Source organism: Pseudomonas putida, assembly GCF_050989985.1.
Classification (GTDB): domain Bacteria; phylum Pseudomonadota; class Gammaproteobacteria; order Pseudomonadales; family Pseudomonadaceae; genus Aquipseudomonas; species Aquipseudomonas putida_AI.
In genome coordinates this window covers 1,278,005-1,299,048 of record NZ_CP158815.1, presented here as the reverse complement: position 1 = coordinate 1,299,048, position 21,044 = coordinate 1,278,005, and the positions used below count along the sequence as shown (strand labels likewise).

The 21,044-nt window shown below is 61.0% G+C and carries 19 protein-coding genes; 5 read left to right on the top strand and 14 right to left on the bottom strand.

Annotated features, from left to right (window positions below; translation table 11 throughout):
- Window positions 1-171 precede the first annotated feature (171 nt).
- Window positions 172-1,860 (bottom strand): long-chain-fatty-acid--CoA ligase FadD2, encoded by a 1,689-nt coding sequence (fadD2, locus tag ABTV29_RS06155; RefSeq protein ID WP_433769276.1) that lies wholly within the window; start codon window positions 1,858-1,860, stop codon window positions 172-174.
- 250 nt (window positions 1,861-2,110) lie between these two features.
- Here fadD2 and ABTV29_RS06150 point away from each other — a divergent pair, with 250 nt between their 5' ends.
- Both ABTV29_RS06150 and ABTV29_RS06145 read left to right on the top strand, forming a co-directional pair.
- Complete coding sequence (locus tag ABTV29_RS06150) at window positions 2,111-3,055, top strand: alpha/beta hydrolase (protein ID WP_433769275.1); 945 nt, start codon at window positions 2,111-2,113, stop codon at window positions 3,053-3,055.
- 41 nt (window positions 3,056-3,096) lie between these two features.
- Window positions 3,097-3,567, top strand: coding sequence for a MaoC family dehydratase (locus ABTV29_RS06145; RefSeq protein WP_007974451.1), 471 nt, complete (start codon window positions 3,097-3,099; stop codon window positions 3,565-3,567).
- Window positions 3,568-3,693: 126 nt separating this feature from the next.
- Here ABTV29_RS06145 and ABTV29_RS06140 read toward each other — a convergent pair whose 3' ends face one another.
- Window positions 3,694-4,161, bottom strand: coding sequence for a ferritin-like domain-containing protein (locus tag ABTV29_RS06140; protein WP_433769274.1), 468 nt, complete (start codon window positions 4,159-4,161; stop codon window positions 3,694-3,696).
- A 204-nt stretch (window positions 4,162-4,365) separates the two neighbouring features.
- Between ABTV29_RS06140 and ABTV29_RS06135 the strand changes: the two genes are divergently transcribed.
- On the top strand, window positions 4,366-4,602 hold the full coding sequence (locus ABTV29_RS06135; RefSeq protein ID WP_110964572.1) for a DUF3820 family protein: 237 nt from the start codon (window positions 4,366-4,368) through the stop codon (window positions 4,600-4,602).
- Window positions 4,603-4,639: 37 nt separating this feature from the next.
- Complete coding sequence (locus tag ABTV29_RS06130) at window positions 4,640-5,821, top strand: aminotransferase class V-fold PLP-dependent enzyme (RefSeq protein ID WP_433769273.1); 1,182 nt, start codon at window positions 4,640-4,642, stop codon at window positions 5,819-5,821.
- A 210-nt stretch (window positions 5,822-6,031) separates the two neighbouring features.
- Here ABTV29_RS06130 and ABTV29_RS06125 read toward each other — a convergent pair whose 3' ends face one another.
- Genes ABTV29_RS06125 through zwf form a run of 3 tightly spaced genes read right to left on the bottom strand, consistent with a single transcriptional unit; the run spans window position 6,032 to window position 8,884 of the window.
- On the bottom strand, window positions 6,032-6,697 hold the full coding sequence (locus tag ABTV29_RS06125; protein ID WP_433769272.1) for a bifunctional 4-hydroxy-2-oxoglutarate aldolase/2-dehydro-3-deoxy-phosphogluconate aldolase: 666 nt from the start codon (window positions 6,695-6,697) through the stop codon (window positions 6,032-6,034).
- Window positions 6,698-6,714: 17 nt separating this feature from the next.
- A complete protein-coding gene (pgl, locus tag ABTV29_RS06120) occupies window positions 6,715-7,428 on the bottom strand; it encodes a 6-phosphogluconolactonase (RefSeq protein WP_433769271.1) in 714 nt (237 codons plus the stop codon).
- Entirely contained in the window at window positions 7,415-8,884 is a 1,470-nt protein-coding gene (gene zwf / locus ABTV29_RS06115) for a glucose-6-phosphate dehydrogenase (protein ID WP_433769270.1), read from the bottom strand. Before zwf ends, pgl begins: the two co-directional genes overlap by 14 nt.
- A gap of 226 nt (window positions 8,885-9,110) precedes the next feature.
- On the opposite strand from zwf, the gene ABTV29_RS06110 reads away from it, so the two are divergent.
- Window positions 9,111-9,971, top strand: coding sequence for a MurR/RpiR family transcriptional regulator (locus ABTV29_RS06110; RefSeq protein WP_175379671.1), 861 nt, complete (start codon window positions 9,111-9,113; stop codon window positions 9,969-9,971).
- A gap of 137 nt (window positions 9,972-10,108) precedes the next feature.
- Here the strand turns inward: ABTV29_RS06110 and ABTV29_RS06105 are convergent, their stop codons facing one another.
- From ABTV29_RS06105 to ABTV29_RS06065, 9 genes are all read right to left on the bottom strand, one after another.
- Window positions 10,109-10,963, bottom strand: a complete 855-nt coding sequence (locus tag ABTV29_RS06105; protein WP_433769269.1) for a D-hexose-6-phosphate mutarotase — start codon at window positions 10,961-10,963, stop codon at window positions 10,109-10,111.
- Window positions 10,964-11,076: 113 nt separating this feature from the next.
- Window positions 11,077-12,423: a carbohydrate porin gene (locus ABTV29_RS06100; protein WP_433769268.1), complete on the bottom strand. Its 1,347-nt coding sequence runs from the start codon at window positions 12,421-12,423 to the stop codon at window positions 11,077-11,079.
- A gap of 224 nt (window positions 12,424-12,647) precedes the next feature.
- Window positions 12,648-13,808 carry an ABC transporter ATP-binding protein gene (locus ABTV29_RS06095; RefSeq protein WP_433769267.1) on the bottom strand — a complete coding sequence of 387 codons (1,161 nt, stop codon included), beginning with the start codon at window positions 13,806-13,808 and terminating at the stop codon, window positions 12,648-12,650.
- A gap of 4 nt (window positions 13,809-13,812) precedes the next feature.
- Window positions 13,813-14,658 carry a carbohydrate ABC transporter permease gene (locus ABTV29_RS06090; protein ID WP_433769266.1) on the bottom strand — a complete coding sequence of 282 codons (846 nt, stop codon included), beginning with the start codon at window positions 14,656-14,658 and terminating at the stop codon, window positions 13,813-13,815.
- Complete coding sequence (locus tag ABTV29_RS06085; protein ID WP_110964583.1) at window positions 14,651-15,559, bottom strand: carbohydrate ABC transporter permease; 909 nt, start codon at window positions 15,557-15,559, stop codon at window positions 14,651-14,653. The genes ABTV29_RS06090 and ABTV29_RS06085 overlap by 8 nt, the downstream gene beginning before the upstream one ends.
- Before the next feature lie 190 nt (window positions 15,560-15,749).
- Window positions 15,750-17,057 (bottom strand): ABC transporter substrate-binding protein, encoded by a 1,308-nt coding sequence (locus tag ABTV29_RS06080; protein ID WP_433769265.1) that lies wholly within the window; start codon window positions 17,055-17,057, stop codon window positions 15,750-15,752.
- 129 nt (window positions 17,058-17,186) lie between these two features.
- Window positions 17,187-18,446 carry an AGE family epimerase/isomerase gene (locus ABTV29_RS06075; RefSeq protein ID WP_433769264.1) on the bottom strand — a complete coding sequence of 420 codons (1,260 nt, stop codon included), beginning with the start codon at window positions 18,444-18,446 and terminating at the stop codon, window positions 17,187-17,189.
- A 243-nt stretch (window positions 18,447-18,689) separates the two neighbouring features.
- The gene (locus tag ABTV29_RS06070) at window positions 18,690-20,159 is read right to left on the bottom strand and encodes an ATP-binding protein (RefSeq protein WP_433769263.1); all 1,470 of its coding nucleotides are present in this window, start codon (window positions 20,157-20,159) and stop codon (window positions 18,690-18,692) included.
- Window positions 20,149-20,880, bottom strand: a complete 732-nt coding sequence (locus tag ABTV29_RS06065) for a response regulator (protein WP_433769262.1) — start codon at window positions 20,878-20,880, stop codon at window positions 20,149-20,151. The genes ABTV29_RS06070 and ABTV29_RS06065 overlap by 11 nt, the downstream gene beginning before the upstream one ends.
- Between the last annotated feature and the right edge of the window lie 164 nt (window positions 20,881-21,044).

The window sequence follows — 21,044 nt, the reverse complement described above, 5'->3', positions numbered from 1 at the left end:
CAAAAAACCTATATGTCGCTAAAAGCCCCGTAAACCGGGGCTTTCCTTTAAAAGCATCGCGGGCAAGCCCGCTCCCACAGGTTTGGCATCGTTCACTCATCCTGTGAACAATGCTGAACTTGTGGGAGCGTGGCTTGCCCGCGATCCGCGCAAGGCGCGGCCATTCATCGCTTATGCGATATCCCGCAACTCCCGCCGCAAAATCTTGCCCACCGGCGTCATCGGCAACGACTCACGCAGAACAATGTGCTTGGGCACCTTGTACGCCGTGAAATTCTCCTTGCAGTAGGCCTTCAGCTCTTCAAGGCTGACCCCCGCCTCACGCGCCACCACAAACAGTTTCACCGCCTCCCCCGAACGCTCGTCCGGCACACCGATGACCGCGCAGTTGGCGACTTTCGGGTGGGCCATCACCACATCTTCGATTTCGTTCGGGTACACGTTGAAGCCCGAAACGATGATCATGTCTTTCTTGCGGTCGACGATGCGCACAAAACCATCCGGATCGATCACCGCGATGTCGCCGGACTTGAACCAGCCTTCGGCGTCCAGCACTTCGTTGGTCGCCTCGGGTTTCTGCCAGTAGCCCTTCATGATCTGCGGGCCCTTGATGCACAGCTCGCCACGCTCGCCCAATGGCTGTTCAACACCGTCATCGTTGATGACCTTGAGCGTGGTGCCCGGCACCGGCAGGCCGACCGTGCCGATGCGCGACTGGTCGCCGTAGGGGTTGGTGCAGGCTACCGGCGAGGTTTCGGTCAGGCCATAGCCTTCGGTGATCCGGCAACCGGTCAACTGCTCCCAGCGCTCGGCGGTGGCCTTGACCAGCGCGGTGCCGCCGGAGTTGGTGAGCTTGAGGCTGGAGAAGTCCAGGGTCTTGAATTCCGGGTGGTCCATCAGCGCCACGAACAGCGTGTTCAGCCCCAGCAGCGCCGAGAACCGCCAGTTTTTCAGCTCCTTGATGAAGCCGCCGATGTCCCTTGGATTGGTGATCAGCACGTTGTGGTTGCCGGTCACCATCATGCACATGCAGTTCGCCGTGAAGGCATAGATGTGGTACAGCGGCAGCGGCGCGATCATGATCTCCTGCCCTTCGCGCAGCAGCGGCTGGCCGTCGCTGGAAAACTGGCTCAGGCAGGCCCGCGCCTGCTGCATGTTGGCCACCAGGTTGCCGTGGGTCAGCATCGCGCCCTTGGCCAGGCCGGTGGTGCCGCCGGTGTATTGCAGCACCGCGATGTCGTTGAGTTTGGCTTTCAAAGGCTTGATTGGCTGGCCTTTGCCCTGTTGCAGCGCGCTTTTGAAGGAAATGGCCTGGGGCAAGGCGTAGGCCGGAACCATTTTCTTGACCTTGCTCACCATGGTGTTGACCAGCCAGCCCTTGGCGGTCGGCATCAGGTCGCCCATCCTGGCTTCGATCAGGTACTGGATGTCAGTGTCGGCCAGCACTTCCTGGACCTTCTGCCCGAACATGTTCAGGTACACCAGCGCCCGGGCGCCGGAGTCCTTGAACTGGTGACGCATCTCCCGCGCGGTGTACAGCGGGTTGGTGTTGACCACGATCAGCCCGGCGCGCAAGGCACCGAACACGGCAATCGGGTATTGCAGGACGTTGGGCATCTGCACCGCAATGCGATCCCCCGGCACCAGATCGGTGTGCGCTTGCAGGTAACCGGCGAACGCTGCGCTGTAGCGCTCCAGCTGGGCGTAGGTCAGGGTCACACCCATGTTGCTGAACGCCGGGCGATCAGCAAACTTCTTGCAGGAACGCTCGAACACCTCGATGACCGACTTGTACTCAGCGACATCAATGTCCAATGGCACGCCGGCCGGGCGTTTGTCATTCCAGAAATCAGGTTGCATTGTTCTTGTCCTCTTTACCTGAGCCGATCCGGGCCGCTTTTCTGTCATTTCCCTTGAATTCTCGAAACGCAGAAAAGCGGAGCTTCACGGACACTAGCAGCTATGGCGAATCAGGCAAATATGCGCACGGGTGTCATAGATCGCGTGAATCTTGCTGCCCCGGCGCAGCCTGATCAGACACTGGGCGAAGGATGCGCTATACAGTGCAACCAGTGTGTTTTCACCCTGAAACCCATGCAAAGGAATCGCGATGATCCACGACACGTTCTGGCTGACCACCAGTGACCACCAGCGCCTTTTCGTCAACCAGTGGCTGCCCGCGGGCAACCCCAGGGCCGTGATCCTGCTGGCGCACGGCATGGCGGAACACAGCGGTCGCTATGGACGTCTGGCAGAGAAATTCTGCGATCAAGGCATTGCCGTGTACGCGCCGGATCTGCGCGGACATGGCAAAACTGCCGAAAATGGGACCTTGGGACATTTCGCCGATAAAGACGGCTGGTCCAAGGTGGTCGGCGACCTGGCCTGCCTCAACCAGCACATCGGCCAGCAGCACCCCGGCGCACCAATCGTGCTGCTGGGGCACAGCATGGGCAGCTACATCGCCCAGGCCTATCTGCTGCATCACAGCGCCAGCCTGCATGGCGCCGTACTCAGCGGTTCGAACTTCCAGCCCGTGGCGCTCTATCGCGCGGCTCGCCAGATTGCCCGTTTCGAACGCCTGCGCCAGGGCCCCAAAGGGCGCAGCGCGCTGATCGAATGGTTGTCGTTCGGTTCGTTCAACAAGCAGTTCAAGCCGGCGCGCACGGCCTTCGACTGGCTCAGCCGCGATCCGGCGGAGGTCGATCTGTACGCCAACGACCCGCTCTGCGGCTTTCGCTGTACCAATCAGCTGTGGATCGATTTGCTCGGCGGGTTGCAGCAAATCAGCAAAACGTCCAATCTCGCCCAGATCGATCCGGGCCTGCCATTGCTGGTAATAGGCGGTGAATGTGATCCGGTGAGTGAAGGCAAGCGTCTGAAAGATCTGGCCGGTGCCTTGCGCGAGTCTGGCAGCCAGAACCTGCAACTGACCGTTTATCCGCAGGCCCGGCACGAACTGTTCAACGAAACCAACCGCGATGAAGTGACCGCCGATGTGCTGGCCTGGATCCAGCAGACCTTGAGCAACCCCCGGCCACACCGAACCGAATAGTTTTTTGCGAATCTTTTTATTCGTCACAGGAATTCAGACCCATGACCCAGGTTACCAACACCCCTTACGAAGCCCTCGAAGTCGGCCAGACCGCCAGCTTCAGCAAGACCGTCGAAGAGCGCGATATCCAGTTGTTCGCCGCGATGTCGGGTGACCACAACCCGGTGCACCTGGACGCCGAATACGCCGCCAGCACCATGTTCAAGGAACGCATCGCCCACGGCATGTTCAGCGGTGCGCTGATCAGCGCCGCGGTTGCCTGCGAATTGCCTGGGCCGGGCACCATCTACATCGGCCAGCAGATGAGCTTTCAGAAGCCGGTGAAGATTGGCGACACCCTGACCGTGCGTCTGGAGATCCTCGAAAAACTGCCGAAATTCCGCGTGCGCATTGCCACCCGCGTGTTCAACCAGCGCGATGAGCTGGTGGTGGATGGCGAGGCGGAGATTCTGGCGCCGCGTAAACAGCAGTCGGTGACCTTGACCGAGTTGCCTGCGATCAGCATCGGCTGATTGGCCGCGCCATAAACTGTAGGAGCGAGCCTGCTCGCGATGGCGGCCGTCCATTCAACATTGATGTTGACTGAACCGGTGCTATCGCGAGCAGGCTCGCTCCTACAGGGGGTCACCGGTTGGAATTTATGAACGTGCACGCGCCTGATTACGCAGGGCCTTGACCTGATCATGGTTGCGTTGCACGCCGTGATACTGACGTTCAACCAGGTCACGAATGCCCACCAGGTTGTGCTTGTTGATTTTTTCCATGGCGGCGCGATAAGCCTTCAACGCATGGTCTTCACCGCGCTCGGCTTCGTTCAGCACGGCTTCTTCATCCTTGCCGGTGAACATCGACTTCACATCGACCCAGCGACGGTGCAAATCGCCACTGACACTGGTGGAGGTTTCCGGATCTCCGCCCATCGAACGCACGGCACTCTGCAATTCGGAAGCTGCGCTCGCACAATCGGCCGAGCGTTTTACGAACAGGCTCTTGAGTTCAGGGTGTTTGATGTCTTCAGCGCAAGTCTTGAACCCTTCCTGACCGTCCTTGCTGGTTTCAATCAGGTCGTTGAGTACAGAAATCGCTTCTTTATTCATGTCGGTCATTTTTCAATTCCTTGCGGTTGATGAAAGGTGCAATTAGCGGTGCACCCTGCATGCCAGCTCGGAATCGATAAATAAGTCGTTATTTTTCAATCAGTTATCTACACACAATCCATCTGTATCCGTTTTTTTTGCATGATCTGTCAATTGGCCTGCATGCAGAATGCCTGTATTTTTCCGACTCACAGCAATCGGGACGACTGAGTGATGAACCCTGAAAAACTCGAACTTCTGATTACCCGCCAAATGCCCTTCGGCAAATACAAGGGCCGGATCATTGCGGACTTGCCGGGGCCGTACCTGAACTGGTTCGCCCGTGAAGGTTTTCCCCATGGTGAACTGGGTGGCCTGCTGGCCCTGATGCATGAAATCGATCACAACGGTTTGTCGGAACTGCTCGAACCGCTGCGTGCCAAACATGGCAAGCCCGCCCCTCGTCACTGAATACTTTCCACTCGAACGCCCTCTGCCTGAGTAGCCCATGCCCGACAATACCCGCCGCGCCCGTGATGAAGCCTTCTGGCAAACCTTCGCCGATCGCTACGATCTGCAACCTGGCCCGATCAACCTGGAAAACGGTTACTTCGGGCGCATGTCGCGCACGGTGGTCGAGGAATATCAGCGCAATATCGAGCTGATCAACCGTGGCAATTCGGTGCAGGTGCGCCAGCGTTTCGAACAGGGCGACAGCGTGAAGATCAACGCGCAAGTGGCCGGGCTGATCGGCGTGCCCGCCGAAGCCGTTGCCCTCACCCGCAACGCCTCGGACGGTTTGCAGTCCCTGATCCGCAACTACAATCGGCTGCAACCGGGCGATCAGGTGCTGGTCTGCGATCTGGAATACGACACGGTCAAAGGGGCCATGCGCTGGCTGGCCAAACATCGCGGTGTCGAGGTGATCGAGATCGAACACCAGCACCCAGCCACCTTCGATGGCCTGGTGAACACCTACCGGGAAACCTTCGCCCGCCATCCACGCCTGAAGCTGATGGCCCTGACCCACGTCACCCACCGCACCGGCCTGGTAATGCCGGTGAAGGCCATCGCCGCCGCCGCGAAGGAGCATGGCATCGATGTGATTCTTGACGGTGCACATGCCCTGGGCCAGTTGGAGTTCAACCTCGACGACCTGGGCATCGCCTTCGCGGCCTACAACCTGCACAAGTGGATCGGCGCGCCGCTGACCCTGGGCTTCCTGCACATCGCGCCCGAGCGACTGGCCGACATCGACCCGGACATGGGTGAAATGCATTTCCCCATCACCGACATTCGCGCCCGCACGCCGTACAGCACACCGAACATCCCTGCCCTGCTGACCTTGCCGCTGGTGCTCGAAGAGCATGAAGCCATGGGTGGCGCCGCGGCCAAGGGGTCCCGGCTGAATTACCTGCGCAACCTGTGGGTGCGCGAGGTGCGCGAACGGCCGGGCATCGAAGTCCTGACACCGGATGATCCGCGCCTGTATTGCGGCATCACGTCGATGCGCTTTACCGCGCAGGTCGATCAACAGGCGATGGTCGAGCGACTGCTCAAGGACTACAACCTGTTCACCGTGGTACGCACCGGTGCGGCCTGTGGTCCGTGCATCCGCATTACGCCGGGGCTGACCACCACCGCCGAACACATGAAGCGGTTGGTCACGGCCCTCACCGAGCTGCGTTGAGCCTCTCTGTAGGAGCGAGCTTGCTCGCGATGGTCGTCAACGGTAACGCTGGGAACCTGATGCCCCGCGGTGCTCTCTGGTTCATCGCGAGCAAGCTCGCTCCTACAGGGTTCCGCGCCGGGCATTTTTCGCGGGCAAAAAAAAACGGCGCACCGACCAAGCGCACCGTTAAAGCCGTAAAGCACACAACTACGTGTAGGGTGAAGCGGATCAGTCCAGCAGCGCCAGGGCCTCGGCGGTGCATTCCTGAATGCGGGCCCAGTCGCCGTTCTTGACCCACTCAGGATCAAGCATCCAGCTACCGCCCACGCACATGACGTTTTTCAGCGCCATGTAGCTCTTGATGTTGGCAGGACCCACGCCGCCGGTCGGGCAGAATTTCACTTCGCCGAACGGACCGCCCAGGGCCTTGATGGCCGCGACGCCGCCGCTGACTTCAGCCGGGAACAGCTTGAAGCGGCGATAACCCAGGCCATAGCCTTCCATGATGCCCGAGGCGTTGCTGATGCCAGGCAACAGCGGGATCGGGCTCGCGACGCTGGCTTCCAGCAGGTCGCGGGTAATGCCCGGCGTGACGATGAACTGCGAGCCCGCAGCTTCAGCGGCAGCCAGCATGTGGCGATCGAGCACGGTACCGGCACCGGTCACCAGCTCCGGACGCTGCTCGCGCAGGATCTGGATGGCCTTGAGGCCGAACTGCGAACGCAGGGTCACTTCCAGGGCGGTCAGGCCACCGGCCGCGAGGGCATCGGCCAGCGGCAGGACGTCCTGCTCGCGGGCGATGGTGATCACCGGCAGGATCCGCGCCTTGGCGCAGAGGCTGTCGATCAGGGCAACTTTGTCCGCCATGGAAACGGTCGGGGATGGGTTTGTCATAGCGGCTGTTCCTTGGCTCATGGGCACCAGTAAATCTCTAACGTGGGTTGCAGAAACGCGCGAATCGGCAGTTCGGCGACGTCGTCACCGGCCAGCGCAAAACTCAGGGTGGTCAGCTTGGACTGACCGGAAATCGATAGAACCTTGTGTTTGGCCGAAGCCAGCAGCGCGCGACTCATGGTCAGGCGCTGACGCGGCACCGTGGGCGCCAGCATCGGGTAGCAGCGACGAGTACCGTCGGCCTGCAAGGCCTCGGTGAGGTTCGGGCTGTCGGGGAACAGGGACGCGGTGTGACCGTCATCGCCCATGCCCAGCACCAGCACGTCGATCACCGGCAATTCCGAGAGCAGGCGGTCGGCTTGCTCGGCCGCCTGTTCGAGGTTGGCGCTGGCGCTGTACAGGCTCAGGAACTGCGCCTTGGCCGCCGGGCCTTGCAGCAGGTATTTCTTGAGCAGACCGGCATTGCTATCGGCGTGCTCCACCGGCACCCAACGCTCGTCGGCCAGGCTGACCACCACGTTCGACCAGTCCAGCGCCTGCTTGGCCAGATGCTGGAAAAACGCCACCGGACTGCGACCACCGGACACCACCAGGGTCGCGGTGCCCTGGGCGTCGATCGCGTCGCTCAATTGCTTGGCCACGTTCAGGGCCAGGGCCTCGGCCAACAGCGCCGGGCTCTTGAACTGATGGGCACTGACGCCCTGGGGCAGTTTCAAATCAGATATCGCCATACCACGACCTCCCGTCCCGCGTGATCAGAGCAATGGAGCTCATCGGTCCCCAGGACCCAGCCGCGTACGGCTTGGGCGCATCACCGGATTTCTTCCACCCGGCGATCAACTGGTCACACCACTTCCACGCGGCTTCGATTTCATCTTTGCGGACAAACAGGTTCTGATTGCCGCGCATCACTTCCAGCAACAACCGTTCGTAGGCATCGGGAATCCGTGCGCTGCTCCAGGTGTCGGAAAAATTCAGCTGCAACGGACCGCTGCGCAGCTGCATGCCCTTGTCCAGGCCTTGATCCTTCGTCATCACGCGCAAGGAAATGCCTTCGTCCGGTTGCAGGCGGATAATCAGCTTGTTGCTGATTTGCAGGCGCTGCTCGGGAGCGAAGATGTAGTGCGACGGTTCCTTGAAGTGGATGACGATCTGCGACAGCTTCTGCGGCATGCGCTTGCCGGTACGCAGGTAAAACGGCACGCCGGCCCAGCGCCAGTTGCGGATGTCGGCACGCAGGGCGACGAAGGTCTCGGTGTCGCTCTGGGTGTTGGAATTGGGTTCTTCCAGGTAGCCCGGCACTGCCTTGCCTTCGCTGTAGCCGGCGATGTACTGGCCGCGCACCACCTGGGTGGTCAGGCCTTCCGGACTGATCGGCGCCAGCGCCTTGAGGACCTTGACCTTCTCGTCGCGAATACTGTCGGCGGACAAGTCGGCCGGCGGGTCCATGGCGATCAGGCAGAGCAGTTGCAGCAGGTGATTCTGGATCATGTCCCGCAGCTGGCCGGCCTTGTCGAAGTAGCCCCAGCGGCCTTCGATACCGACCTTCTCGGCCACGGTGATTTCCACGTGGGAGATGTAGTTCTGGTTCCACTGGGTTTCGAACAGGCTGTTGGCGAAACGCAGGGCGATCAGGTTCTGCACCGTTTCCTTGCCCAGGTAGTGGTCGATGCGATAGGTGCGGTTCTCCGGGAAGAACTGCGCCACGGCATCGTTGACCTTGCGCGAGGATTCAAGGTCCGAACCGATGGGCTTTTCCAGCACCACGCGGGTGTTTTCCGCCAGGCCAACCTTCGCCAGGTTCTCGCAGATCGCGCCGTAAACCGCGGCCGGCGTGGCGAAATAGGCAATCACCCGTTGGGCACTGCCGGCCTGTTCAGCCAGGGCCACGTAGTCTTCGGACTTGAGGAAGTCGACGTGCAGATAAGTCAGGCGAGCGAGGAAGCGCTCGACCACGGCTTCGTCCAGCTCCTTGGCACCAACGTAGCGGCGCAGCTCGGAAGCGATGAACGTCAGGTGCTCCTGCTCGCTGCCAGACTCACGGGCCAGCGCGATGATGCGGGTGTCCTCATGCAGCAGGCCCGCGCCATCGAGTTGATAAAGGGCTGGAAACAGCTTGCGCAGGGCCAGATCGCCCAAGGCGCCGAACAAGGCAAAGGTGCACGGTTCAACCGTAATCAAAAGCATGATGTTTGTTCTTTTATCAAGTTAAGCTACAAATACCTTTTTTCAAGGCATCACTCAAGGGAAAATGTAGTAATAACCACAACATTTTCGCAAAATACAGATTCCGTATGGTGGTCAGTCGGAGCCAACAGTAGGATAGGCCACCGTTATGGGCCTGACCAAAGGCCCTTTTTGCATGAGCCGCGCGCTGTTTGGCGCAGGTGTTAAGGATACTTATATGGACCGCGTGCGAAATTTACTGGAGCAGATCCAGAATCGCCTTGAAGAGCTGAACAAGGCCGAACGCAAAGTCGCCGAGGTGATCCTGCTCAACCCGCAGCAGGCCACTCGCTTCAGCATCGCCGCCCTCGCCCAGGCCGCTTCGGTCAGTGAACCGACGGTCAACCGTTTCTGCCGATCCTTCGGCGTCAGCGGCTACCCCGAACTCAAGCTGCAACTGGCCCAGAGCCTGGCTAGCGGCGCGGCCTATGTCAGCCGTGCGGTGGAAGCCGACGACAATCCCCAGGCCTATACCCAGAAGATCTTCGGCAGCGCCATCGCCTCCCTGGACAGCGCTTGCCAGGCGCTGGACCCGAACCTGATCAGCCGCGCCGTCGACCTGTTGATCCAGGCCCGGCAAATCCACTTCTTCGGCCTCGGCGCCTCGGCTCCGGTGGCGCTGGATGCACAGCACAAGTTCTTCCGTTTCAACCTGGCCGTGACCGCCCACGCCGACGTGCTGATGCAGCGCATGATTGCCTCGGTGGCGCACACCGGCGAGTTGTTCGTGATCATTTCCTACACCGGCCGTACCCGTGAACTGGTGGAAGTGGCGCGTATCGCCCGGGAAAACGGCGCTTCGGTGCTGGGCCTGACCGCGGAAAACTCACCACTGGCCAAGGCCAGCACCCTGAGCCTGAACATTCCGCTGCCGGAAGACACCGACATCTACATGCCGATGACCTCGCGGATCATTCAGTTGACCGTGCTGGACGTGCTGGCGACCGGCATGACCTTGCGCCGGGGCGTGGATTTCCAGCCGCATTTGCGCAAGATCAAAGAGAGCCTGAATGCCAGCCGGTATCCGGTGGGTGACGAGTTCAACTGATCCAGTATTTTCATTGCCCGACAGGGCCTCATCGCGAGCAGGCTCGCTCCCACAATTGATCCTCAGTGGATCTGGTATTTGCCTTCATGCAAAACCACTGTGGGAGCGAGCCTGCTCGCGATGGCAGCACCGCAAAATCATGCCCCCACCCGCGCCTGCAAACTCAAATGCGCCCGCTCCCCAGGCTTCAGGCACAAACTGTCGGTGCCCCCGCTCGCCGCTTCCACGCAAACGAATTCCGACACCTCATTCCAGCTCACCCCCAGCAACGGCCGCGAGCCCGGATGCCAGACCACCGTGTCGGCCGCGTCACCGGTATCGATGCACAAGGCGCGCTGCCAGGCGTGATCATTGAGCTGCAACTCGCCGTCATGCTGGAACACCCGCTGACAGCCGCCGTCCACGCGCAACTCGCCTTCCTGCTGGCAAAACTCGCGGCTCAACTGGTCGTAACCTTGCACGCCATCGAGCCCAGACAGCGCTACCTCACCGACATCGCCAATACGCCAGTAGGCGTGCAAAGCCTGGCTCAACTGGCAAGGCAAGCTGTCGTGATGCTCGGTGCTCAAGCGCAGATCCATGCTTTCGCCCAGGTGCGCGTGCAGGTCCGCCTGCCAGTCGCACAGTTGAAGCTGCCAGTGCAGGCGCACGCCATCGTCGTCACTGCTGCTGTCGATCAGCTTCCAGTCGAGCAGGCGCGCCCAGCCATGGGACGGCCAGGCATTTTCACTCGGGTGACGGCCATACCACGGCCAGCACACCGGCACGCCACCACGAATGGCGCCCACCTGAGGCCAGCGCGCCGCACACCACAGCCACGGCTTCTGGTCCCTGGGTTGAAAGTGCAACAGCTGCGCGCCCTGGCGACTGAATACCGCCTGGCACAACGGGTGGTCGATCACCAGTACGTCGCGCTTCTGATAGCGCTCCCACGCAAACACCGGCCGTTCGCGCAAGGATTTGAAGAAGCGTTGTAGCGGATGCTCAAGCATGTGCAACGGTCCTGAAAAACATCTGTCACCGGGGCTGCGCCTCCCCAAAAAAAAGCGGACAGCCTGGGCTGTCCGCAAAATGCGCACATAGAGAGGAGCTTATCGCAACAGCGTCAGAACACCGACTGAATTTTCAGGCCGGCGACCAGCGCGTTATCCACTTCATCCACACCGCCCGGGTGAGTGATGTACTGCAGGTTGGGACGCACGGTCAGCCAGTTGGTGACGTGGAAGCCGTAGTTGAGTTCGTAGTTGTACTCGGTCTCGCGCAGTGGCGAGAACAGCGGGTCGTTGTAGTCGGAAACACCGTTGGCAGCGTTCACCAGCTCAGCGTTTTTCTTCACATCATCGTTGACATGGATGCGGGAGAAACCGATGCCCACGTCATCTTTCGGACGCGCATCGAATGGCCCCTTGTACACGAACATCAACGACTGGTAGTTGTCGACAATGTTGGTGTCCTTGTCGTGGAAGGTGGCGTTGGCCGCGATGTTCAGGCCGCGGGAAGCGTCGCCGTTGTGGCTGGTGAGCTGTTGCTGCGCCACGAACCAGTAGCCGTGCTTGCTGTTGTGGCTGCGATAGGCGTTGCCAGTGGTGGCGGCGTCATTGCCGTTGTCGTCTTCACGGACGTCATCGGCCTTGGCCGTGCTCTTGTAGTAACCGACACGGTACTCGCCCGGCAGGTTGCCAGGGTTAGGCAGCCAGACCAGTTCGACCGGCAGCACGGTACCTTCGGTGCCGCTGCCGCTGAGCTTGAAGCCGTTGCCGTGCTCCAGCTGCGTCGGGTTCTGGTTGTACGCGCCGATCTGCGCATACCACTCGGGCGAGATGTTCCACTTCACGCGGATCGCCGCCTGGCTGATTGGCCAGTTGTACCAGATGTTGGTGGCCCAGTTACCCACCTGGGAGCCGCAGAACGCCAGGTTCTGGAATTCGCACGGGAAGCTGTTGAAGTCTTCGCCTTCACCGAAGTAACCGGCCTTCACGTCCAGCTGGTTGTCGAAGAACTGGTGCTTGATCCACAACTGGGTCAGACGGACCATGTGGCCACGGCCGTAGACTTCCTGGGAGGAACTCAGGGTGCCGGCGCGCGGGTCGCCGATGCGGTCGTTGGAGATGTTTTCGCCGTTACGGTTGGTCAGCTGGATCTTGGCCTGGGTGTTGTCCCAGCCCAGCAGCTTTTGCAGGTCCAGCGCCGCGCCCAGGCCGAACTGGTCGGCGTAACGCGCGGTCTTGTCATCGTTGAAACCGCCGTGCAGGTTGCCACCGACCTCACCGACATAGTCCATCTTGATGTCGATGCCCTGCTCGATCAGTCGAGTCCGCTCACCACCCCAATCACCGGTCATCCATTCTGAATCGGCACTGAACGCTTCAGCTGCGTGGACACTACCGGCCAGTGTCATCGCGGCGATCGCGGATAACTGGCAGATCAGCTGAGCGCTGTTTTTCTTCTTCATCCCTACTTCCTCGTTTTATTTTTATTAAGTTTTTTCTTCACTAACGCGGTTACATCGGTTGTGACGCGCGACAGGCCGCGCACCACGGACTCCATGTGGGTGATGCCCCCTGTGGGAGCGAGCCTGCTCGCGAAAGCGGCGTGTCAGACAACATCTGTGCTGAATGCCAGACCGTATTCGCGAGCAGGCTCGCTCCCACATTGATCACCCACAGTTTTTGAATTTCAGCGGCCTTTGAATTGAGCGACGTTGGCAGCGTGGCTCTCGACTTTTGGCAATCCGGCAGCCCCCAGGCGTTCACCGGTCTTGGCATCGAACAGCAGCACTTTCGCCGGATCGAATTGCAGGGTCAGGGTCTCGCCCACCGCAGGCGCGACGTCAGGCGAAAGGCGGCAGCAGACTTTGGTGCCGTTGAGATTGACGAAGACCAGGGTGTCCGGCCCGGTCGGCTCGGTGACCTGGACTTCGGCGCGAATGGTCGGCAATCCATTGGCCTCGGCGCTGGCCAGCACGATCTGCTCCGGACGCATGCCGAGGATCACTTCGCGGTCTTCAAGCCCGGCGTCCTGCATGCCCAGCGGCAATTCGCAGCGCGCCTGGCCGCTGTCGAGCAGCGCCAGCAGGCGACCGTCCTTGCGCTGCAGGCGCAGCGGGATGAAGTTCATCGGCGGCGAGCCGATGAAGCTCGCCACGAACAGGTTGGCCGGGTCGTTGTAGATGTCCTTCGGGGTCCCGAACTGCTGGATGATCCCGTCCTTCATCACCGCCACTTTGTCGCCCAGGGTCATCGCTTCGATCTGGTCGTGGGTCACGTAGACCGTGGTGGTCTTCAGGCGCTGGTGCATCAGTTTCATTTCGGTGCGCATCTCGACCCGCAGCTTGGCATCGAGGTTGGACAGCGGTTCGTCGAACAGATAAATCTTCGGCCGCCGCGCCAGTGCACGACCCATTGCCACCCGCTGTTGCTGGCCGCCGGAGAGCTGGCCAGGCTTGCGGCTGAGCAGGTGTTCGATCTGCAACAGCTTGGCCACCCGCGCCACTTCTTCGTCGATTTCGGCGGTGGGCATTTTGCGAATTTTCAGGCCAAAGGCGATGTTGTCGCGCACGCTCATGGTCGGGTACAGCGCGTAGGACTGGAACACCATGGCGATGTCGCGATCCTTGGGGCTCATGCCGCTGATATCGGCGTCGTCCACCAGGATCGCGCCGCCGCTGATGGTTTCCAGGCCGGCGATGCAGTTCATCAAGGTCGATTTGCCGCAGCCCGACGGGCCGACCAGGATCAGGAATTCCCCGTCGTTGATCTTCAGCTCGATGTTTTTCAGGGTGTCCGGCAAACCGGCGCCGTAGGTCTTGTTGACGTTGCGTAATTCGAGAGTTGCCATGTTTCTACCCCTTGACCGCGCCGGACGTCAGCCCACGCAGGAAATACTTGCCAGCGAATATGTAGACCAGCAGTGTCGGCAGCCCGGCGATCATCGCGGCGGCCATATCAACGTTGTATTCCTTGACCCCGGTGCTGGTGTTGACCAGGTTGTTCAGGGCCACGGTGATCGGTTGCGCATCGCCACTGGCGAACACCACGCCGAACAGGAAATCGTTCCAGATCTGGGTGAACTGCCAGATCAGGCAGACCATCACGATCGGGATCGACATCGGCAGCAGGATCTTCCAGAAAATCATGAAGAAGCCCGCGCCATCGAGCCGCGCGGCCTTGACCAGCGCATCCGGAATGCTCACGTAGTAGTTGCGGAAGAACAGCGTGGTGAACGCCAGGCCGTAGACCACGTGCACCAGCACCAGGCCCGCGGTGGTGTTGGCCAGGCCGAACTTGCCGAGGGTGAACGAAGCCGGCAGCAGTACTGTCTGGAACGGCAGGAAGCAGCCGAACAACAGCAGGCCGAAGAACAGTTGCGAGCCACGGAAGCGCCACATCGACAGCACATAGCCATTCATGGCACCGATGAAAGTCGAGATCAGCACCGCCGGCACGGTGATCTTCACCGAGTTCCAGAAGTAGCCGCCGACCACGTCCCAGGCCTTGAGCCAGCCGATGCCGTCGATCACGGTCGGCCAGCTCAGCAGGTTGCCAGTACGAATGTCTTCCGGCGTCTTGAAGCTGGTCAGCAGCATCACGATCAGCGGGATCAGGTACACCGCGGCAGCCAGCAACAAGGTTGCGTAGATGGCGATGCGGCTGAAGCTGAGCGCGGGTTTTCCGAGTTGATTAGTCATGGCGTTTGCCTCGCAGCTCGGAGTACAAGTACGGCACGAGGATGGTCAGCACGGCGCCGAGCATCAGCATGGCGCTGGCCGAACCGATGCCCATCTGGCCACGGCTGAAGGTGAAGGAATACATGAACATCGCCGGCAGGTCGGACGAGTAGCCAGGGCCGCCGGCGGTCATCGCCGCCACCAGGTCGAAGCTCTTGATCGCGATGTGCGCCAGGATCATGAAGGCGCTGAAGAACACCGGGCGCAGGCTCGGCAGCACGATCTTCAGGTAGATGGTCGGCAGGCTCGCACCGTCGACTTGCGCGGCACGGATGATCGACTGGTCGACACCACGCAGACCGGCGAGGAACATCGCCATGACAAAGCCGGAGGCTTGCCAGACGGCGGCGATCACCAGGCAGTAGACCACGCGATCCTGATCCACCAGCCAGTCCAGGCGGAAGCCTTCCCAGCCCCAGTCACGCAGCATCTTGTCCAGGCCCAGCCCTGGGTTGAGCAGCCATTTCCACGCGGTACCGGTGACGATCATCGACAGCGCCATCGGGTACAGGTAGATGGTGCGGATGAAGCCTTCCTTGCGGATGCGCTGGTCCAGCAGCACGGCGAAGAGCACGCCCAGCACCAGGCTGATGCCGATGAACAGGCCGCCGAACACCGCAAGGTTCTTGCTCGCGACCCACCAGCGGTCGTTGTCCATCAGGCGCATGTATTGCTGCAGGCCGACCCACTTGTAGCTCGGCATGAAGCTGGAGTTGGTGAAGGACAGAATGAACGTCCAGATGATGTAACCGTAAAAGCCGACCAACACGATCAGCATGCTCGGCGCCAGTACCAACTTGGGTAGCCAGCGCTGCAGCGCATCGAACGGTGAGGCTTTGCTGAAAACCGCCACAGAGCTCATCGGGATAATCCAGGTGGAGAAGTGAAATCCGGACAGAGTTCCCCCCTGCAGGCGCGAACTTGCCCGTGATAGCTGACGACATTCAAATCGATGTCGCCTGTTGCACCGCTATCGCGAGCAGGCTCGCTCCCACACTGGGGCAGAGCTCTCTCTGGGGTTTGCCGCAGGATTCTCCTGCGGCGTCTACGAATTACTGGGCCGCTTTGACCGCCGACGCCAGCTGGGCGCTGGCCTTGGCCGGGTCGGCGTCCTTGTCGTTCATGAAGTTGGTGACCACGTCGAAGATCGCGCCCTGCACGGCCAGGGAGGTGGCCATGTTGTGCGCCATGCTTGGTTGCAGGCCGCCGGTCTTGTCGTCCGCCAGGAAGTCCTTGGCGGCGGTCTGGGCGCAGGAGTCGAAGCCCAGTTTGTCCATCTCGTTCAGCATGTCAGTGCGGACCGGGATCGAACCCTTGTTGATGCTGAAGACTTTCTGGAAGTCGGTACCCAGCGCGACCTTGGCCAGGTCCTGCTGCGCGGCGATATCACCTTTGCGATCAGCCTTGAGCTTGAACACGGCCATCGAGTCGATGTTGTAGGTGAAGGCTTTGTCGGTCCCCGGGAACGCTACGCACTGGTAGTCCTTGCCGGCGACTTTCTTGGCGGCGGTCCATTCACTCTTGGCCCAGTCGCCCATCATCTGCATGCCCGCCTTGCCGTTGATTACGTCGGCGGCAGCGATGTTCCAGTCACGACCGGCGCGGTTGGGGTCCATGTAGGTGGTGATTTTTTTCAGCTCGGTGAAGGCCTTGGTCATCTCGGCGCCCGACAGGGTTTTCTGGTCGAGATCTACCAAGGCTTTCTTGTAACCATCGGCGCCCATGACCGAGAGCACCACGTCTTCGAACACGGTGCTGTCCTGCCACGGCTGGCCACCGTGGGCGAGCGCGATGAAGCCTGCGGCCTTGAGCTTGTCGCCGGCGGCATAGAATTCTTCGAGGGTGGTCGGGGCCTTGTCGATCCCGGCTTTCTTGAACACTTCCGGGTTGATCCACAGCCAGTTCACGCGGTGGATGTTCACCGGCACGGCCACGTAATCGCCTTCGTATTTGACGGTGTCGGAGACTTTCTTCGACAGCAGGCCATCCCAGTTTTCCGCCTTGGCGACAGGTGCCAGAGTGTCGGTGCTGAGCAGGCCAGTGCTGCCCCACTCCTGGATGTCCGGTCCCTTGATCTGCGCAACGCCCGGCGGGTTGCCGGCTACGGCGCGACTCTTGAGTACGGTCATGGCCGTGGAACCGCCACCACCGGCGACTGCGCCGTCCTTCCAGGTGTAGCCGTCTTTTTCGACCTGGGCCTTGAGGACATCGACCGCTGCCTTTTCACCACCGGATGTCCACCAGTGCACAACTTCGACCGAGCCTTTGGCATCGTCGGCAAGTGCGCTGAGCGGGAACGCGGAAAATGGAACCAGGGAGGCGAGAGAAATGACAGTAGCGAGGCGAGAAATCGCATTCATCTAAAAGTACCTTTCTTGTTGTTATGCGTTGCAAGTCTGGTGCTTGCGCTGCATGGATTTTAAACAGGAGGCACCCCTTCGCAGGTAACGAAGGGACGCGCGAATGTCACCACATGGTTACACAGCTGGTTACACAGCGGCGCTCTGGGACAACTGTCCCAGCGCAGTGGCCATGCTTGGCGCCAGGGGCAGGCGGGGGATCAGCAGCGCCTGCCAGGCGTGATAGAGATCGGGTTTACCGGCCCAGATGTCGGCGCTCGGGCGATTCAACGGATCGAGTTCGTGGTGCCAGCTGCCATCGCACCGATCGATGAAATGCCTGTCGCAAAATTCCCAGAACAGCCGGTACCAGCGCTCGTACTGCGCATCGCCGGTGCGCTTGAGCAAGGCACTGGCGGCGGCGCTGGCTTCGCAATGGGTCCAGTGCAGGCGATGACGGACCACCGCGCGATTATCCCAGTCGAGGGTGTAGACGATGCCCGGCGCGCCATCGACGTCCCAGCCATGCAGGCAGTTTTGCTCGAAGAGTTTTTCCGCATCGGTGGCCAGCCAGCCCGGTGTGAGCATGCCCGCCCGAACCCGAGCTGCTTCGAGATGCAGCACCAGTCGCGCCCATTCGAAACCGTGGCCCGGGGTGGTGCCATAAGGGCGGAAACCGTCGGCTGGATTGTCGTGGTTGTACTCGCGCAGCGGCTGCCAATCGCGGTCGAAATGCTCGACCACCAGGTAGCCATTGGCGGCGGCGTGACCATGAATCACCCGCTCGACAATGCGCTGGGCGCGGCATAACCAACGGTTGTCGTCGGTGACATCGGCCAGGGCCAGGAAGGCCTCGGTGGCGTGCATGTTGCTGTTGGCGCCGCGATAGGCTTCTTCTTCACTCCAGTCACGGTTGAAGGATTCGCGCATGGCGCCTTCTTCTTCGCTCCAGAAGTACGTGTCGATGATGTCGATCGCATCATCGAGCAAGGCCTGCGCGCCGGGCCGTTGCGCAACCACTGCGGAGCTGGCGGCGAGCGCCACGAAAGCATGCAGATAGGCGTTCTTGCCAGTGTTGCCGTCGCGGTGCTCGGCCACGGCGAACCAGCCGCCATGCAACGCATCGCGCAACGGCCCACGCAGCGCCTGGATACCGTGATCCACCAGCTCGGCAAACCCCGGCAGGCCCTGAATATGGGCCATGGCGAAGCTGTGGGTCATGCGTGCGGTGTTCATGGTTTCGGCTTGTGCATCGGCCGGCAGATGACCGCGCTCGTCGAGATTGCCGAAACCTTCAGGCAGCTTCGAAGCCCTGGCAAACGCCAGCAGGCGCAAGCCTTCAGCGGCAAGCCATTGCTGGTGGGCAGGAGCGTTCAGCCAACTACTGAAGGCAGGTTGGAAGGTGTGCATGGGGGGCCTTTTTTGTTGTTATGACTGCAGGGCAGTCTAAACAACGGGCCGGGGCGGGCTTGTAACGAAGGGGGCGAGTTATGTCACCGACCTGTGACAATCACTCAGATATTGGGGCGAGTGACCACCTGTGGCGAGGGAGCTTGCTCCCGTTGGATTGCGCAGCAATCCCCTTCTTTTTAAGGATAACCGGGGCCGCTGCGCAGCCCGGCGGGAGCAAGCTCCCTCGCCACAGGAACTGTGTCAATCAACTGAGCGCGGCAACTGCAAAGTCACCCGCAACCCGCCCTCGCGCAAATTCTGCAGGCTCACTTCCCCGCCATGGCTATGGGCAATGTTGCGGGCAATCCCCAGCCCCAACCCATACCCCTGCTGCTGCCCCGCCAACCGAAAGTGCGGCTCGAACACCTGCTCAAGCCGCTGCTCGGGAACCCCCGGCCCTTCGTCGTCGACGTGAAGCACAAACGCACTCTCGTCGTCATCGATGTGCAGGTGCGCGTTCTGGCCGTACTTCAGGGCGTTATCGATCAGGTTGCCGATGCAACGCTTGAGCGCCAGGGGCTTGCCCGGATAGGCCGCCAGTGCCCGCCCCTGCTGGGTCACGCGGCCATTGCCGTTGGGCGCCAGATACGGCTCCACCAGGCAATGCAGCACATGGTTGAGATCCACCGGCTCGATGTTTTCGTGGATGTCGGTGTCTTTCACACATTGCAGTGCGCCCTTGACCAGCAGCTCCAGCTCATCCAGATCGCGGCCGAACTTGGCTTGCAGCTTTTCGTCTTCCAGCAGTTCAACCCGCAGGCGCAGGCGGGTGATCGGCGTACGCAGGTCGTGGGAGATCGCACTGAACAATTGGCTGCGTTCGGTCAGGTAGCGGCTGATGCGCTCGCGCATGGTGTTGAAGGCCCGGCCGACTTCGACCACTTCACTGCCGCCGCCCTCCGCCACCGGCTCCACATCCGCCCCCAGCGACAGCTCCCGCGCGGCCCGCGCCAGACGCTTGAGCGGCCGGCTCTGCCAGTGCACCAACAGGCCGATGAACAACAGCAAGAAGCCGCTGGTGAGGACGATGAACCACACCTGCTGCGCCGGCAGGCCCTGCTCTTCAAGGCTGGTGTAGGGCTCGGGCAACAGCGAGGCGATGTACAGCCACTCGCCGGGCGCCATCTGGATCTGCGTCACCAGCACCGGCGGGTTCACCGGTTCCAGGGTCAACGCGTAGTGCGCCCAGGAGCGCGGCAATTCATCGAGTTTCAGCCCGCCATTGAAGATCCGCAGGTCTTCGGGGCTGACGAACGACACAGAGATGTCCGTGCCCTGGCCGAGGGACTGACGCAGCACTTCATCCACGGCGTTCATCACCGCCAATTTGCGCGGGGTGATCGGCAGCACTTCCATGCCCAGGGGCTTGTCGTTGAGGGTCACCACGAACCGCGTGCCACCCATGCTGCGCAACTGGTCGAGCACCAGCGGTCGATAGGCCACCGGCAGCGAGCGCAGGTAACTGACACTGGCGTTCATTGAATGCGCGAGGCTGCGGGCACTGGTGATCAGGCCTTCAAGTTGGGTAGCGCGCAGTTGCGAAACCCAGATCGCGCTCGACAGCGCCTGGGCGAACAACACCGCCAGCAAAGTGAGCAGCAACATGCGCCCGAGCAGCGAACGCGGCACCGGGATCCGTCGGATCAGCTTGCGCAGGGATTCAGTGACCATTGCTGGCGATCACATTGGCGGCCAGTTGGTAGCCACTGCCGCGCACGGTACGGATCAGCCGTGGCGGCTTTTCCGTATCCCGCAGGCGCTGGCGCAGGCGACTGACCGCCATGTCGACGATGCGATCCAGCGGCATCAATTCGCGACCACGGGTGGCGTTGCCGATGGTGTCGCGGTCGAGGATTTCCTGGGGGTGATCGAGGAACAGTTTCAGCAGGGCGAAATCGGCGCCGGAAAGAATCACCTCTTCGCCGTCGATGTGAAACAGACGGTGGCTCACCATATCCAGGCGCCAGTCATCGAAAGCCAGGACTTCGCCGCCAGTGCGCTCCTGGCCAAACTGAGCCCGGCGCAACAAGGCCTTGATGCGTGCCTGCAATTCACGGGGGCTGAAGGGCTTGCCCAGATAATCGTCGGCGCCCAGTTCCAGGCCGATGACCCGGTCAGCCTCGTCGGAACTGGCGGTGAGCATGATGATCGGCACTTGCGCCCGCTTCGGATGCTGGCGAATCCAGCGGCACAGACTGAAGCCGTCCTCGTCGGGCAGCATCACGTCGAGAATCACCAGATCGCTCGGTTCGTCATTGAGTGCCTGGCGAAAACCGGCGCCATCGGGCGTGGTACGGACCTGGAAACCGGCGCGGGTCAGGTAGGTGTCCAGCAACTCGCGTATCTCTTGATCGTCATCGACCAACAAAATCGACTTGTTGACTGAGCTCACGGGGCGGCGTCCTTGTTGTTTGAATTGGGCGGATTATGCCTGATGCACCATTTTTACAAACACCACAAACCACTGTAGGAGCGAGCCTGCTCGCGATAGCGGTCTTGCATCCAACAGTTCTGTTGACTGACACACCGTCATCGCGAGCAGGCTCGCTCCTACAT